Source organism: Bradyrhizobium sp. LA6.1 (assembly GCF_040547805.1).
GTDB lineage: Bacteria > Pseudomonadota > Alphaproteobacteria > Rhizobiales > Xanthobacteraceae > Bradyrhizobium > Bradyrhizobium barranii.
Window position 1 is genome coordinate 14,350 of the sequence record NZ_JBEPQK010000029.1, and the last position, 15,651, is coordinate 30,000.

At 62.3% G+C, this 15,651-nt stretch carries 14 protein-coding genes and 1 pseudogene; 8 read left to right on the plus strand and 7 right to left on the minus strand.

Annotated features, from left to right (window positions below):
- Positions 1 to 32: 32 nt before the first annotated feature.
- Positions 33 to 868 (plus strand): annotated as a pseudogene (locus ABIB99_RS41320) (universal stress protein).
- A gap of 331 nt (positions 869 to 1,199) precedes the next feature.
- Here ABIB99_RS41320 and ABIB99_RS41325 read toward each other — a convergent pair.
- The 4 genes from ABIB99_RS41325 to ABIB99_RS41340 form a co-directional block, all read right to left on the minus strand.
- A complete protein-coding gene (locus ABIB99_RS41325) occupies positions 1,200 to 1,481 on the minus strand; it encodes a hypothetical protein (protein WP_354181516.1) in 282 nt (93 codons plus the stop codon).
- A 559-nt stretch (positions 1,482 to 2,040) separates the two neighbouring features.
- On the minus strand, positions 2,041 to 2,352 hold the full coding sequence (locus tag ABIB99_RS41330) for a c-type cytochrome (protein WP_354181518.1): 312 nt from the start codon (positions 2,350 to 2,352) through the stop codon (positions 2,041 to 2,043).
- Positions 2,353 to 2,506: 154 nt separating this feature from the next.
- The gene (locus ABIB99_RS41335) at positions 2,507 to 3,070 is read right to left on the minus strand and encodes a hemerythrin domain-containing protein (protein WP_354181520.1); all 564 of its coding nucleotides are present in this window, start codon (positions 3,068 to 3,070) and stop codon (positions 2,507 to 2,509) included.
- A 446-nt stretch (positions 3,071 to 3,516) separates the two neighbouring features.
- Positions 3,517 to 3,969 (minus strand): pyridoxamine 5'-phosphate oxidase family protein, encoded by a 453-nt coding sequence (locus ABIB99_RS41340; RefSeq protein WP_354181522.1) that lies wholly within the window; start codon positions 3,967 to 3,969, stop codon positions 3,517 to 3,519.
- 452 nt (positions 3,970 to 4,421) lie between these two features.
- On the opposite strand from ABIB99_RS41340, the gene ABIB99_RS41345 reads away from it, so the two are divergent.
- The 3 genes from ABIB99_RS41345 to ABIB99_RS41355 are packed head-to-tail and all read left to right on the plus strand — an operon-like array spanning position 4,422 to position 9,798.
- Positions 4,422 to 4,763: a c-type cytochrome gene (locus ABIB99_RS41345; RefSeq protein WP_354181634.1), complete on the plus strand. Its 342-nt coding sequence runs from the start codon at positions 4,422 to 4,424 to the stop codon at positions 4,761 to 4,763.
- A gap of 15 nt (positions 4,764 to 4,778) precedes the next feature.
- Entirely contained in the window at positions 4,779 to 7,076 is a 2,298-nt protein-coding gene (locus ABIB99_RS41350) for a heavy metal translocating P-type ATPase (RefSeq protein WP_354181524.1), read from the plus strand.
- A complete protein-coding gene (locus ABIB99_RS41355; protein WP_354181526.1) occupies positions 7,063 to 9,798 on the plus strand; it encodes a cation-translocating P-type ATPase in 2,736 nt (911 codons plus the stop codon). The genes ABIB99_RS41350 and ABIB99_RS41355 overlap by 14 nt, the downstream gene beginning before the upstream one ends.
- 152 nt (positions 9,799 to 9,950) lie before the next feature.
- On the opposite strand, the gene ABIB99_RS41360 is transcribed toward ABIB99_RS41355, so the two are convergent.
- The 3 genes from ABIB99_RS41360 to ABIB99_RS41370 are packed head-to-tail and all read right to left on the minus strand — an operon-like array spanning position 9,951 to position 11,537.
- Positions 9,951 to 10,646 (minus strand): VIT1/CCC1 transporter family protein, encoded by a 696-nt coding sequence (locus ABIB99_RS41360; protein ID WP_354181528.1) that lies wholly within the window; start codon positions 10,644 to 10,646, stop codon positions 9,951 to 9,953.
- A gap of 41 nt (positions 10,647 to 10,687) precedes the next feature.
- A complete protein-coding gene (locus tag ABIB99_RS41365; RefSeq protein ID WP_354181530.1) occupies positions 10,688 to 11,254 on the minus strand; it encodes a cytochrome b/b6 domain-containing protein in 567 nt (188 codons plus the stop codon).
- 10 nt (positions 11,255 to 11,264) lie between these two features.
- Entirely contained in the window at positions 11,265 to 11,537 is a 273-nt protein-coding gene (locus ABIB99_RS41370) for a PepSY domain-containing protein (RefSeq protein ID WP_354181532.1), read from the minus strand.
- Positions 11,538 to 11,669: 132 nt separating this feature from the next.
- On the opposite strand from ABIB99_RS41370, the gene ABIB99_RS41375 reads away from it, so the two are divergent.
- The 4 genes from ABIB99_RS41375 to ABIB99_RS41390 all read left to right on the plus strand — a co-directional run bounded on the left by ABIB99_RS41375 (position 11,670) and on the right by ABIB99_RS41390 (position 15,650).
- Positions 11,670 to 11,999, plus strand: coding sequence for a PepSY domain-containing protein (locus ABIB99_RS41375; RefSeq protein ID WP_354181534.1), 330 nt, complete (start codon positions 11,670 to 11,672; stop codon positions 11,997 to 11,999).
- Positions 11,999 to 12,664, plus strand: coding sequence for a response regulator transcription factor (locus ABIB99_RS41380; protein ID WP_354181536.1), 666 nt, complete (start codon positions 11,999 to 12,001; stop codon positions 12,662 to 12,664). Before ABIB99_RS41375 ends, ABIB99_RS41380 begins: the two co-directional genes overlap by 1 nt.
- Positions 12,661 to 14,076 carry a sensor histidine kinase gene (locus ABIB99_RS41385; RefSeq protein ID WP_354181538.1) on the plus strand — a complete coding sequence of 472 codons (1,416 nt, stop codon included), beginning with the start codon at positions 12,661 to 12,663 and terminating at the stop codon, positions 14,074 to 14,076. Before ABIB99_RS41380 ends, ABIB99_RS41385 begins: the two co-directional genes overlap by 4 nt.
- A 449-nt stretch (positions 14,077 to 14,525) precedes the next feature.
- On the plus strand, positions 14,526 to 15,650 hold the full coding sequence (locus ABIB99_RS41390) for an efflux RND transporter periplasmic adaptor subunit (RefSeq protein ID WP_354181636.1): 1,125 nt from the start codon (positions 14,526 to 14,528) through the stop codon (positions 15,648 to 15,650).
- Position 15,651: the final 1 nt, after the last annotated feature.

The following is a 15,651-nucleotide window of genomic DNA, read 5'->3' on the forward strand; positions in this document are numbered from 1 at the left end:
TCGTCTCAAAATTGCAATTTCGGAGACACGCGATGGCCGTCAGGGACGTTCTGCTCACCTTGACCAGCTATCCGAACCGACGCCGGTTTCGGTCATCGACCGCGCCGTAGCGCTGATCTCACCATTTGCCGCGCACATCGCGGCGATCTCTTGTGAAGTCCATGTGCAGATACCCGGGACTTTCCTGTGCGGGGTCGGCAAGGTCGGATCAATCGTGGCCAGCGAGGCCCACAAGAGCAGGAAAAATGCGCAGGACCTGCTGGCGACTTTTGAAGCGGCCGCCACGAAATCGGGGCTGCTGAACGAGATCATTCTCGAGCGTTGCCTGACGTCCGAGGTCCCGGACCTCCTGGTAGACTATGCTCGGCTGTGTGATCTCACAATCGTGCCGGTGCCGCAATCCTATGACCAATGGTATGCTGAAGCGATCATCTTCGGTTCGGGCAGACCGACGCTGGTGTTGCCGGAGGCCACCGCCTCGAAGGAAGCCGAACTCAACAGGGTGATCGTTGCGTGGGATTTTAGCCGCGCTGCGGCGCGTGCCGTCTCTGATGCGATCCCGATCCTGGAGAAGGCGCGAGAGGTGTTTATTCTCACAGTGACCAATGAGAAGGCGATTTCGAGCCGGCGCTCGTCGTCCGAACTTGCGAAGAATCTCTCGCGTCATGGTATCGATGTGGTCGTCGAGGAGGTCGACGCTGCAGGACGGGGTATCGGCGATGTTCTCGCGGCTCAGTTAGCTTCCCGCAGGGCGGATCTGCTCGTCATGGGGGCGTATGGTCATTCCCGCTTGCAAGAGTTCATATTGGGAGGTGCGACCCGCAGCATTCTGACGAGGCCGCCAATTCCCGTGCTGCTGTCGCACTGAACCGATCAGTAACCGGCCAAATTACTGAAGAGTGGCCGTAAGCGGGCTATGCTCATGGACGTCCATCCGCCCAAGACGGATAGCACCGGATCCCCGGTGTTTCACGCCAGGGCACTTTCGAAGACCTATCGAATGGGGACGTTGCTCGGCGCCATCGTGCACGCAGAACGCCGCATCCGGTCCGGTGGCCGTCACTGGTCGCACTATGCCGAGCGCGTCGAATCCTGCAGCCATTCGCCGAGAGGGCGATCTTGAGACTGGCCTGGCTGCGCTCGCTCTCGGCGACCTGAAACGAGCGGTGGCTCCGCGACAGCGCCTGCTCCGCATGCAGCTAGTCGTGCGGATCGTGCCGATCGCATTCCGGGCATCGACCGTCCTCGGCGGTGCCGAGCTGACGGCCGAACTCTTCCCTGAGAGCGTCCGATGGCCAGCCCTCGCCGTCGCTCCTAACGATTCGTTTGGCGCGTTCAAAGGCATGGCTCTCGGCGGCATCGTCACCCACGCGGATGACCACCTCCTCGTGGAAAGGGCAGACCATCGTGGCCCGGGTGGTATCGAGTGCATAACGCACGACCGCGGCGAGGTCTTCTGTGTGAAGGTTGGCGGACATCATATGGCTCTCCTGCTCGAGTGCCCCCGAACGCGCCTTTCTCGGTCGGCAGACGGGCCTAGCCTCCGACAGCCCGCTGCCCCGGCTTGAATGGGCCGGACGCAAATCAGCCCCGGCTTCCAGAAGGAGCGCCGAGGCCGGTTTCCACTTTCCGTTCAGTTCAGGGCTTCGGCGGTCCAACCGGCAGGGCCGACCGTAGTGCTACCGAACGGGCCGGCGGAGCTGCTCTAGGAGCCGACCCATGGTCGCGGTCGAGGACCCAAGGAGTCCGAGGCTCCGCAACCGTAACGGCACCGGCGCGCGCGAATGCCATTCGGTGCAATCTAAGTATAGGCTCGAGCAGGCGGTTAGCTTTGACCTGCCTCAAGCCACGATGAAGACGGCAGGACCACGCAAACAAGATCGTCCTTGCGTTGCCGGCGGACAGAAACACGAACTGTGCTGCCAAGTCGAAAGAGGGAACGCCTTGCAAATAGCTCCCTCTTTTGGAGCTCGGTCGCGAGGTCCCTGATCAACTCAATGCGCAGCATACCTCAAGCACGCCGATGCGTTTCGGCTTTTCTTACTTGAGTGAGCGGATGTATTCGGCCAAATCCGATATTTCTGATCGCTGGAGGGACAGGCTTGGCATATTGGGGTGCGGCTTGAGCAGCAGGAACGCGAGCTGGTTCTGATCGAACTCGGGCGTTCGCGCGATTTGGCTGAATGGTGGCGCATGGTCGATGGCATTCGTCTGGCCGGACTCGACGACATGACAGTTCGAGCACCAGCGTTTTGCGATGTCCTTGCCGTGTTGGGGATCGGCCACCGCGGATTGCGCCAGAATCGCGAACAAAAGAAATGCGAAGAAGGAGCATTTGAGTGCTTTTGACATGGTAGGTCTCTAAGCGCTTTGGCTCGAGGATAGTAGACGGCACGACGACTACGATGGAAAGTCGGACCCACCTTGTGGCGATCTACATGCAGAGAACAGTGTGGGGTCCGTTGATAACCGGGAATCTCGCCATGGCCTTTCGCTCCGCCTCCCGTTACTTCCGCTCGGCTGCAGCCTCCTGCTCCAGTCGCAAAATATGTGCGCGTAGCGCATCGAACCGCTCTTCGGCAACATCGCTGAACAACGGATCCTTAAGACCGGTTACCGTCGAGGCGATCTCGGTCCAATCCTGTGGTTTGAGCGCCTTAAGCGCAGCGGGAAAGAAATCGCGATCTTCCATCATCATATGACGGCGCTCCTGCTCGATGAAATCGCGAACGATGGTATCCACATTTTGGCGGAGCACCTCACGATCCGCGAGCACGCTGTCAATCGCGTGAGCGACGCGACGCAAGCGTTCGGCCCCTTTTTGATGCTCGCGAGCTAGATCGCCGATCTTCGCAGCCGCAGCTGGATCACGAGCTTTTAGCTTGGCAAAGACGCAATCTTCCTGGGGATGGTGATATACCTCCGGGTAGACTTCGAAATAGCTGAGTACGGCGCGAATGACTTCGTAGTCGGGACGGTCTCCGCGGTCGAACACCTCAAGTTCCCGCTCGAGGATGGCGAGCAGTGTCTCGATATTGCGATGCTCTTGGGATAGGCGTTCAATGATCATGGCAACACTCCACTGAGTGAACCGTTTTGAAGAATGATCCTCTGGCCTGTCTCTGCTTTGCGACAGATCAAATCTGGTCAGATTTAGCATGCAGCCACGCGCTGAAATGAGCTTCGCCCGGGCAGGCTCGGCGACCAGCCGCACGCCATCAGGGGGCCGCACGAAGCCGAGATCGATTGCTTCGGCTTAGATTCTTCCTGAATCGACCTCATGTGGTCGAGGACTGTGAGAGGCAATGCTGCTAACGCGATCAGAATCGCAAGACTGACATCAACTCGGATGCTGCGTAACATGTTTCCGTCCCAACTCGCGGTCGGGCACTCACGGGAACACCGCGCAAGCGCATGCGGGCATCTTCATCGCCAAAACCGCAGGCCGATCAGCAGTTCCGGCGACGGAAAGCAGAATGAGAGAGCAACCGCGCGCGCTAATGGAAGCGCAGCTCTTTAGCACGCGATAAGGTCGGTATGTCCAAATCCCCTTGAGTAGTCGAGCAGCGAGACGATCGTGGGTGTCAGGCGAAAGACGCAGACCTCCGAAGTTTTCGGCATGGGGAGATCGAGGCTTTTCTGGTTCGGATATCGCGAGATCAAGAGCCGCAAGGCTTTTTCGAATTCGGCAGGATCCGTTACAAGCTTCGCACGTGCCGCCATCGATAGACCCGCGATGTCCATCACCTGGGCGGGATCGTCGTCCACCGTTAGCGAGACCCGATCGTCCCTCGCAAGGTTGGCGGCCTTCTGGCTGTCCGCTCCGCAAAGAAAATAGATGACGAGTCCATCGTTGGCGTAGCCGACGGTCGTCACCTGGGGCCAGCCGTCAGGTCGTACGGTAGCGATCCTGGTGGTCCGGTGCTGATCCAGAAGCCGAAGGATTTTCCGCCTGAACATTTCGTCCATTGGCTGCCTCCGATTTCAGTCAGTTTAGCCCCGTCGTAGCGGGCACGTTTTGAGGCAGGTCAAGTGTGGAGGAACGGCCGCGAAGCCTGGGCGCAGTCGGCGTGCCCATACGCCCGGGGCAATCGCGCCAATCGCTTTCGGCAGGCGCGGTGCCATTTGGCTTGTCCCTATAGCGAGCCCGATCACCAACCGGGCTCACCCTTTGAGCTGTATCAAGCTGGCTTTCAAAGGCAGCGACATCATGTGGGTAGGAGGGCTGCTTCGATGCGCCGATTTGCCATGAAAGCTCTATTCTCGGCTCTGGCTTTCAGAAGAGCCGAGAAGGAGCGAGTCGATTGGGATCGAAACATCTTGATCCTCTCGACGGCAGTGACCGTCGGGTTGGTTGCTCTCTATGTCTACGGCAAGGCAGCCTCACGCTGGTGAACTGTTTCGCGGGAACGACTGCGATGATGCGATGCTTGCTGATACTTGCGACAATAGGTCTATGGTCGAGCACCGGCGCCCGCGCGCTCGACGAGGAACAGCAACATGGCAAAGAGTTGTTACAAAGAATGTGCGCACGCTGTCACTCTGTTGGCAGGACCGGCGCAAGTCCTAACAGGCGAGCGCCGCCCTTTCGCAGCTTTAGCGAAACCAAGCTCTACGATAGCGACTTCCTGGAGCGACTACAGGAGGGCTACAGCAGCATTCATCCCTCGATGCCGACCTTCCGCTTCAACAGGGATGATGCGGTAGCAGCCCTGAACTACATGAAATCAATTCAGGAACCACCTAAATCGGTACGCAAGTAGCTGCGGAATGAGACCATGTCGTTTGAGCGGGTTCTGCGATGGGCCTTGGTTGCGATCGCAATCGCGGGATTGACCGCGGGTATTCTCGCACGAGCCATTGACCGGCCTGACTGGGCCGATCTCGCATGGGAGCTCGGCACGGCGCCCGTAATCGGAGGGCTGGCGGTCTCGATCGTCAGGGATTTTCTCAGCGGCCGGCTCGGTGTGGACGCGATTGCGCTGCTATCCATGAGCGCGGCGTTGGCGCTTGGCCAACCGCTTGCAGGGGCCGTGGTCGCGTTGATGTATTCCGGTGGCAACGCGCTGGAAGACATCGCGGTCGCTCGCGCGGAGCGCGACCTGCGGTCGCTGGTGGATCGTGCTCCGCGCCAGGCCCATCGCAAGAGCGGCGAACGGATTGAAGATGTTCCGGTTGATGCAATCTCGGTCGGCGAAGGACTCCTGGTCCGGGCCGGTGAGATCATTCCGGTCGACGGGATCGTTGGCTCGGCCTTGGCCACCATCGACGAGTCCGCCGTTACTGGCGAACCAATCCCGGTCGAAAAAGCGCGTGGGAGTGCCGTTCTGTCAGGTTCGCTGAACGCGGGTGAGACTTTCGAGTTGACCGTGACTGCGCCGGCCGGCGAGAGCACCTACGCTGGCATCGTGCGGATGGTGACGGCGGCGCAGACGGCAAAGGCTCCCTTTGTGCGAATGGCCGATCGTTATGCTCTGATCCTTCTGCCGGTGACGATTGCGATCGCCTTCGTGGCGTGGCGGATCTCAGGTGATCTGACCCGCAGTCTCGCCGTGCTGGTGGCGGCGACGCCTTGCCCGCTGATTCTGGCTGCACCGGTCGCTTTCATTGCCGGCGTCGCGCAAGCGGCGCGCCGGGGCATCCTGGCCAAGGGCAGTGGGGCGCTCGAGGCGCTGGCGCGCGCGCACACAGTGTTGTTTGACAAAACAGGCACCCTGACCGTCGGAGGGGCGCGGCTGCTTTCGATCGAGGTTGCACCGGGAGAGGACCCGGATGAGGTTCTCAGGCTCGGGGCATCGCTGGAGCAGGCCTCACATCACGTGCTTGCCAAAACCGTGGTGGCGGCGGCCGTCGAGCGCGGCCTCCAGCTGAAAGCACCGGAACGGGTTAAGGAGGCGATGGGCTCGGGTCTGAGCGGCCTTGTCGATGGACGGCACGTCACCGCCGGTTCACGGCAGATGCTTCCCTCGAATACCGAGCTGTCGCCATGGGAGCTACGGGCAATTCGGCGGGCTTCGTGGCGCTCGGCGCTGATTGTCTTTGTCGCCGTGGATCGGCGTACGATCGGCGCGTTGCTTCTGGCGGACGAGCTGCGGGCCGATACGCCGCGGGCGATTCGGCTGCTGCGCGATGCGGGCGTCGCGCGCATGGTGATGGTCACCGGCGACCGCGCCGCGGCGGCGCAGGCCATCGGTGCGGCACTCGACCTCGATGCCGTGCTGGCCGACCGCGTCCCTTCGGACAAAGTCGAGGCTGTGCGAGGCGAGCAACGACTGCATCCGACCATCATGGTCGGCGATGGTATCAACGACGCCCCGGCGCTGGCCGTAGCCGACGTCGGGGTCGCGCTCGGGGCGCGGGGCGCCAGCGCTTCGTCTGAAGCCGCTGATGTGGTGATCCTGGCCGACCGCCTCGACCGTGTGGGCGAAGCGATCATAATTGCGCAGCGGGCGCGGCGGATTGCCCTGCAAAGTATTGTCGTCGGCATGGGGCTCTCGCTCGTCGCGATGGTCGCTGCCACTCTGGGTTGGCTCGCCCCGGTGCCGGCGGCGATCGCGCAGGAGGTGATCGATGTCGCCGTTATCCTGAACGCGCTGCGCGCGCTCACTCCGGCCCTCGGCGCTGGTGGCCGTCGCATCACCCCGGAGCAGGGGCTGACATTGCGTCACGATCATCAGACCTTGTTCAGGGACCTGGACCGGCTGCGCAAGATCGTCGATGCCCTGGACGACGTGACGCCCGAAGCCGCCGGGACATTGATCGAAGAGGCCCAGCGGCTGGTTCAGGGCAGCATCGTGAAACACGAGCGTGACGACGAAGACAGCGTCTATCCTAAGCTTGCGGAGGTACTGCGCGAGCGCCATGGCCTCTCTGCCATGAGCCGCGCCCATCGCGAGATCCTGCATCTTGCCCGGCTGCTCAGCCGGATCGTCGAGGACATGCCGTCGGAGAAAATCGACCGCTATATCGTGCGGGACGCACAACGCGTGATCGAGGCGATCGAGACGCTGGTGCGCATGCACACCGCCCAGGAAGAGGACATCTACGAAGCCGTGTCGGCTCATGCCCCGGCCTAACGACACGATCTCTCCATTCCGGTGTAAAGGACGTAAAGCTATCGCGAAGCAGGAAGTTGTTGACCCGCTGAAATTTCCCGAGTTTCCGCACGCGCTGCCCGTCGCGGAGCTACTGGGACAGTTGCGCGTGTCAGGCGCCGAAGGGTTGTCCGAAGCTGAGGTCAGCGCACGGCTAAAGCATTTCGGCGCGAACACCATCGCCTCGCGACGCCCAGCCGGCGTGATGCGCCTGCTGCTGCACCAGTTCAGGAGTCCAGTCGTCTATCTCCTCAGCGGCGCGGCCGGTCTGGCGTTCTATTTCGGCGAACTCGAGGAGGGCAGCGCCATCTTTGCGGTGCTTGCCATCAACACGCTGATCGGCTTCGTGACCGAGTTGAAGGCGGTCCGATCGATCGAGGCTTTGCGCGCGCTTGGAACGCGGACCGCCCGAGTCCGACGCGAGGGGCGGGTTCATGTGATCCCGGCCGAGGAACTGGTTCCGGGCGATGTCGTGGTCTTGGAGGCTGGTGATGCCGTTTCGGCAGACCTGCGCCTCATTGAGACATCCCGTCTTTCAGCGGACGAGTCATCGCTGACCGGAGAATCAGTCGCCGTCGACAAGCAGATCGAGCGCGTCAGCACAGATACCCGTCTTGGCGATCGCGCGTCGATGGCGTTCAAGGGCACCGCGATTACGCGCGGCACCGGCGCTGGTGTCGTAGTCGCGACCGGCTTCCTTACAGAACTCGGCCGGGTGACGCGGCTAGTTCTCGAAGCCGATCCGGGCCATTCGCCCCTTGAGCGCAAGCTCGAGGGCCTGTCGGTGCAGCTCGTCTGGGCGACTATTGCTGTTGCCGCCGTCATCGGTGCTATTGGTCTATTGAGTGGCAAAGACCCTCTCCTGATGATCGAGGCGGCTATCGCGCTCGCCGTAGCCGCCATTCCAGAAGGCCTCCCCATCGTCGCGACGCTTGCGCTCGCTCGTGGCATGTGGCGCATGGCGCAGCAAAATGCACTAATCGAACGTCTCTCGGCGGTCGAGACGCTCGGGGCGACCACGGTCATTCTCACCGACAAGACCGGTACTTTGACCGAAAACCGGATGACGGTGCGACGGCTCTGCACATCCTCAGGCGAGATCGAGCTCGGGACCGGCGCTCCAGAGGGAGGCGAGGGTCCGCAGGTCGCCGACGATCCGCAGGCGGCCGAATTGCTGCGGATCGCGATCCTATGCAACGACGCGCATCTCGATGGTTCCGAGGAGCGCGGCAGCGGCGATCCCACGGAGATCGCGCTTCTGCGCGCCGGGCTACGCGCTGGCCTCAGGCGGACAGCCTTGCTGGAAGGGCGCGGCGTCGTACGCAATCATGCTTTTGATCCCGTCGCCAAGATGATGGCGACCGTTCATGAGCATGGGGAGGGTGTGCTGATCGCCGTGAAGGGGGCGCCCGAGGCGGTCCTGGCGGCTACGACGCGCGTAGCCGTCGGTAATAGCGAGGTCGCGCTTGATGACGCCATGCGAGCGGAGTGGCTCAGCCGAGCCGATCGGCTCGGCCATCAGGGCCTGCGGGTGCTCGCCTGCGCGACGAGAACCGACCGGATGGCCGATGCCGCGCCCTATGACAGGCTGGTGCTTGCTGGTCTTGTTGGCCTGGAAGACCCCGCGCGGGCCGACGTGCCACCGGCCATCCAGGACTGCCGGCAATCGGGGATTCGCGTCGTCATGGTCACTGGCGATCACGTGGTAACGGCGAAAAGTATCGGCCGAGCCGTCGGTCTTGGGGAGAACGTTGCGAATGTCGTGGAGGGCAAGAATATCAGGCAGATGATTGAAACCGGGCAGCCTGCGCTCCGGGACATCGGAATTTTCGCGAGAGTAACTCCAGATGAAAAACTCGCCCTCGTCCGGACGTATCAGGCAGCGGGCGAGATCGTCGCGATGACGGGGGACGGGGTCAATGACGCGCCTGCTCTGCGGCAGGCCGATATCGGCGTGGCAATGGGATTGCGCGGCACCGATGTCGCTCGCGAAGCGGCCGCCATGATCCTGCTCGACGATGCGTTTCCAACCATCATCAGGGCGATCGGCGAGGGGCGCGTGATCTTCGCCAATATTCGTCGTTTCGCCGCCTACCTCCTGTCCTGCAACCTCAGTGAGGTGTTGGCGGTCGGCCTCGCCGTGTCGCTGGCGCTTCCTTTGCCGCTCCTGCCGCTGCAAATTCTGTATCTCAATCTGGTGACAGACGTATTCCCCGCTTTCGCGCTTGCCATGGGTGAGGGCGAGGAGGGCATCCTCAAGCGGCCGCCTCGCGATCCAAAAGAGCCCATCCTGGGCCGCCGGCAATGGATCACGATCGTCCTGCACGGGGCGGCGCTGACGGCCGGCACTTTCGGGGCGCTGGCTGCGTCGTCCTGGCTCGCTCTTGATGCCCGATCAACGGTCACCACCACGTTCCTCACGCTCGCCTTCGCCCAGCTCTGGCACACGTTCAACATGCGTGATCAGCGCTCGCCGCTCTTCGTCAACGAGGTGACGCGGAACGGCTGGTTGTGGGGCGCGCTTTTGCTATGTGCAACGCTGCTCGCTGTGCCACCATACCTACCGTCGGCTGCGCATCTATTGCAGCTTGCGGCCCCCACCGCTGAGATGTGGTCGATCGTGATTATCTTTAGTGTGGGGCCGCTGATCGCCACGCAGACAGCCAGCGGAGCCGTCGGGGGATGGCTTGCGCGAGTGCGGTGACGACGAGGGAAGCTATTGTCCTTCGCGTTGTCGACTGCTTCGGCTGCACGGAAGCGTATAATTGCTCGCCGAAACCGCGCCCACTACAGCGCAGCCGCGGCTAACTCGCAAAACAGGGGCGGCCGGGAGGTTGGGATGAAGACGCTGCTAAGCTATCCGAACAGATGCGCGAGCCAATACGCCGCTCCGGCGGCCAATCCGCCCACGAGCAGCGTTTGCAGCGCCGACTTGATCTTGTTGACGCCGGTGAAGTGTCCTTTGACGGCTCCGAAGCAAAGCAGGGCAACGCCAGTCGCGGCGACCGAGATCTGCAGAGCCGTTCCGATGTTCTGGGTAAACATGTAGGGCACGAGCGGAATCAGGCCGCCGACCACATATGAGCCTCCGATCGTCGCGGCACTGATGGGCGCGCGCTTCGGATCTGGACGCTCCAATCCCAGTTCGAAGCGCATCATGAAGTCGACCCATCGCTGACGATTCGCCGACACCGCGCCGACGACCGATTTGAGCGCATCTCCTTCAAGGCCGTAATCCCGGAAGATCTGCTCCACCTCCTCGATCTCCCGCTCGCGAAGCTGATCGATCTCATGGTGTTCGCGCTGTTCTTCCGCGGCGTAATGCTCTGCGTCGGTGCGTGCGGCGAGATACCCGCCGAGGCCCATCGCAATGGCGCCGGCGACGACCTCGGCCAATCCGGCAGTGACGATCACGTCCGTGTTGGTGACGGCCGCGGAAAGACCAGCCGCCAGCGCGAACGGGACCGTCAGTCCGTCGGCCATCCCGATCACGACGTCACGGACGCTTTCGGAGGCGGTGAAGTGCTTTTCTACGTGAGGAGTGGCTGGCACAGGGACGCTCCTGGTTGCGGTTGGATTTGGAAGAGAGCTGCCTAATCAGCAGCTCTCTTGCGGCCGGAGATCATGGACGCGACCAGGTTCTCGCGATGCTCGAAGCTTGCGATCCACACGCCAATGACATGCGCCACGACCAGGCCGACGGTCAGGTTGGCCAGGAATTCGTGAACGTGTTCGATCAGCTTGGAGCCCCAGTAGGCATCCGTGGTCATCATGTAGCCCGTCGCACACGTGCCGGCCAGCGCGACAATGAGTGCGATGATCATGGCACCACCAGCAGGGTTATGTCCGATGCAGCGGGGAGCCCTAAGCAGAGCGGCATCGCGGAGATAGGCGAGCACCTCGCGTGGCGGACGAACGAAGCTCGAAAACCTCGCGTGTCGCGGGCCGACGAAGCCCCAGACGATGCGGAACGCGAGGAGGCCGGCGATGGCGTAGCCGGCCGCGACGTGCACCCGCTCGATCTCGTCGCCGGTGGCGTAGGCTAGAACGAACAAGCTCACCAGCGACCAGTGGAAGATCCGGACGAAGGGATCCCAAACCTTGACCGTGGCCGGCGGCATCGCGCCGCTGGCTCCGATCGCGTTGCTATCGGTTCTCATTTGCGACCCATCACATCTGGCCGACGATCTGGCCGTTGGTCGGGTCCACGAACAACTCGACCCGGTTGCCGTTCTTGTCGAGCGTGTAGAGCTCGCCGCAAGCATGCTTGAGCTTGGCCTTCTGGACCTTGTAACCCTGGGCCTCGACCTTGGCCTGCAACTGAGCCATCGGCAGCCACTGGGCCTCGGGGGCGGACGTGCACGGTTTGCCGAGGCTGCCGGCCTGGGCCGAGGCCGCGCTGAGGGCCACGGCGACGATGGCGAGAATGGCGATCTTGCGCATAGGTATCTCCTGACGGTGGCCGGCCGCACCATGCGCCGGCGATGCGCGCAACCTGCCAGAAGCGGGCTGACCGACGCCTGTTGAGCCAGGTCAGCTATTTGTCAGGTGATATATGTCATCCATATCTTTCGGATGACGAGCTTCTTCATGTGTCCAGGACTGCGCCGAATTCGTATCCTGATCCTTGCGGCCGCCCTCGTGACCGCGGGCGGAGGGATGCCGGCGTTCGCTCGGGATCATGATGACGCGAGACGAGCCGTTGAGGCCGGCGAGATCCGTCCGTACGCTGACATTCTCAGTGTGGTGAAAGGGAAGCTTCCGGGTGAGGTCGTCGGCGTCAAGCTTGAACGCGAAGCCGGCGCCTGGATGTACGAACTCCGCGTGCTCGACGACAAGGGCCGGCTCTTCGAGGTCCACGTCGACGCCAAGAGCGGCGAAGTCGAACGGACCAAGGAGAAGTGATGCGCGTGCTTGTTGTCGAGGACGACCCGCGGATCGCGTCTGACGTCGCGCGCACGCTCGAAGCCTCCGGCTACGTGGTCGAGACGGTGGCGAACGGCGAGGACGCCTGGTTTCTCGGCGACACCGAGGACTTTGGAGCCGTCATCCTCGATCTCGGGCTGCCCCGGATGGACGGCCTTGCCGTCCTGAAGCGCTGGCGGGCGAACGGACGCCACATGCCCGTCCTCATCCTGACCGCTCGGGGAAGCTGGGCCGAGCGCGTCGACGGCATCGATGCCGGCGCCGACGACTACCTGCCGAAGCCGTTCCGGATGGAGGAGCTGCTGGCTCGGCTCCGCTCCATCGTGCGGCGTGCGGCGGGGCACGGCTCGTCGGTCATCACGGCGGGGGAGATCACGCTCGACGAGCGGCAGATGAAGGTGACGCGCCGCGGCGTGCCGGTCACGCTCTCGCCGCTCGAGTACAGGCTAGTCGCCCATCTCCTCCGCAATCGAGGACGAGTCGTCTCGCAGCAGGAGATCGACGAGAACGTCTACGGTCACGGGGAAGAGCACGATTCGAACACGCTTGAGGTACTGATCGGCCGCGTGCGCAAGAAGCTGGGCGCGGACTCGATCGAGACGCGGCGCGGATTCGGCTATCTGATGCCAGAGACGCCCGCATGAACCGGCATTCGCTCAGGCTGCGGCTGGTCGCCGGCGGTATCGTCGCGATCCTCATTGCGCTTGGTATCGCCGGCGGCGCGCTCTTCGTCCTTTTCGAGCGCCATGTCTCGCGCACTCTGGCCCAGGATCTCGACGTCCACCTGAAGCAGCTTCTCGCGAATATCGACCTCGACCCCCAAGGCAAGCTGATATTGACACAGACCCCCGTCGATCCGAGGTTCGCGGATCCTCTTTCCGGACTTTACTGGCAGGTCGGCGATGATCACGGGCAGTTGCTTCGCTCGCGCTCGCTGTGGGATTCGGCTATGGAGCTTCCGGCCGATCGGCCGAGTCCTGGCGAAACGCACCAGCACGAAGCGGCAGGACCTGGTGGTCAGCGAGTGCTGGTTGCCGAGCGCGCCATCACGTTTTCCGCGGCTGGGAAGCTCGTGACCGTCCGCCTTGCCGTCGCGGAGGATCTGGCGAGGGTTTCGGACGCGAGCTCGGCGTTCGCTAAGGATCTCTCGATTGCGCTCGTCGTTCTCGGCTGTGTGCTGGCCCTAGCGACGTGGGTCCAGGTCGGGGTTGGGTTGCGTCCGCTGATCGCGCTCCGCCGCGGAGTGGCCGATATCAGAGCGGGGCGGATTCGCCATCTGCCGTCCACCGTCCCGTCCGAAGTCCATCCCCTGGTCGAGGAAGTCAACGCTCTCATCGATGCGCAGGAACACGAAATCGAACGGTCCCGCGGTCGCGCCGCAGACTTAGCACACGGGCTGAAGACGCCGCTCGCTGCCCTCGCGGCCGATTCTTCGCGCCTACGGGAGCGGGGCGAGCACGACATCGCCGAGGACATCGAGGCCGTCGGCGAAGCCATGGGGCGCCACGTCGACCGCGAACTTGCCCGCGCCAGGGTTCGTGGGCGCGCCAGAGGCGCCGTAGCGACATCCGTTGCCGTGAAACCGCTCGTGGGGTCTATCATCGCGACTGTGACCCGCACGCCCGAGGGCGCGCGAGCGAGATTCGAGAACCTTGTCGCCAACGATCTTAGTCTCCCGCTGGACAGAACCGACCTTGCGGAAATCCTCGGTAATCTGATCGAGAACGCTGCCCGCCATTCTGCAGGATGCGTCCGCATTACCACCGATGACAATCGGCCGTCCCTTGCTGTCGAGGACGACGGCGAAGGCATTGAACCGGCCCACCTGTCACACGTGATCGAGCGCGGCACTCGCCTCGACGAGCGCGGAGGAGCCGCGGGACTGGGTCTTGCCATCGTCCAGGACGTTCTGGACGCGTACGAGTGGGGACTGGAACTCTCGAAGTCGGAGCTCGGTGGGTTGAAGGCGACAATCGCTCCGAAATCTGCGGCCTCCAGGTTACCGACTTCTTCGAAAGGATCAAACGCGTCGTCGCCTTCACCGCGGAAGGCCTGACGCGGCGGGTACGGGCACCAGCATTTTGATCAAGTCCTTGAAAGCCACTCCGAAAGTTCGCGTTGAGATCCAATCACTCGCTTTGGCTGAACGGGATTTATTGTTCCGGCGGAAATGCGTAGGGCGCGTTCGAGGATCGTTCGTGCAAATGCCTTGGCCTCAGCCTCCATGACAAAGGTCTTGGTCTCGCGCCGGTAAAGGCGGTCTTTTTTGCGGTCGGCTGGTTCGAAGGAGATGTACCACTTCGGCTTCATAGCCAACCTTATCGCCGATCGGACCTTACAATTCGCTGACGTGGCTCAACAGCGTCCGGTCAGCGAGAGTGTCTTATTGTTCAAACAGCGATTGACGCGCTTGATGAATATCAACCCGCTGACATGCAGATCGGAGGACAGTTGGTCAGAAAAGGCCAATTCTCCAGTCTCGGTCGCCACGATGGGATTTTAGCAATGCACCTGAGTTCACCGACGCTCTCGTGGAGGAACGGGGCTCGCATCCTGATTGCAGCGGCGGTCCTGAATTTTCCGTCTATATCGATGGCCGAGGATGGAGTGAAACTCAGCCCTGAGCAGGCAATAAGCCTAGGAGTTCGCGTCGTTCATCCCGTTGCCAGTCCAACCGACAAGACACTCCCTTATCCGGCACAGATCGTAGTCCCTACGCCGCAAATGTGGGTTGTTAGCGCTCCTGTGGCCGGCATGGTAATCAACCTCTCGGTGGCGCGAGGTGACCGTGTCGCCGCCGGGCAGCCGCTCGCTTTCATGGAGAGCCCAGGCTTCGTGTCGCAGCAGCGCGACTACCTCCATGCCGTTGCGCAGGACGTCCTGGCAGCTCAGCAACTCAACCGCAACACCCAGCTGTTTCAAGGGAATGCGGTAGCGCAGCGCGTTCTTGAGGCGAGCCAGGCTGAGGCACGGCAAGCGAGCATTGCGGTCGCGGAGCGTCGTCAGATGCTTCGTCTCAGTGGCCTCTCAGATGAGACAATCTCAAAACTGACCAGCGAGGCAGCGATCAGCGCGACGCTTACGGTTGACGCGCCGCGGCCGGCGACTGTCGTCGATATTGCCGTTTCTCCTGGTCAACGCGTGGAGCAATCGGCCCCGCTGATCAAACTCGCGCAGCTTTCTCCACTATGGGTCGAGATCGCGGTCCCTGCATTGAACATCAAAGCCATTCGACAAGGGGCCAAGGTGGAGGTCGATGGTTACGAAACTCCGGGGCAGGTCGTGCTGGTGTCTGAAACGACCGATCCGGCTACACAAACGGTGTTGGTCCGTGCAGAGGTCCATAACTCGGGCGATTTGAGGCCGGGTCAAACTGCTGCTGCTCGAATCTCCTTTGCCTCCAAGCGGGAGAGCGCTTGGGAACTCCCTTACAGCGCGCTATTCCGCCGCGGCGAGCAAGCTTCTGTATTCGTGGCAATGCAAGGCGGCTTCCGCCTAGTGCCGGTTACGCTGCTTGAGGAGGACCAGGATCATGTCGTGATCTCCGGTTCCATCACGAACAATGACGAAGTAGCAGTCAGCGGCATCTCTGCGCTCCGCGGCATCCTGCTGAAGCTGGGAGCAGGCTAGT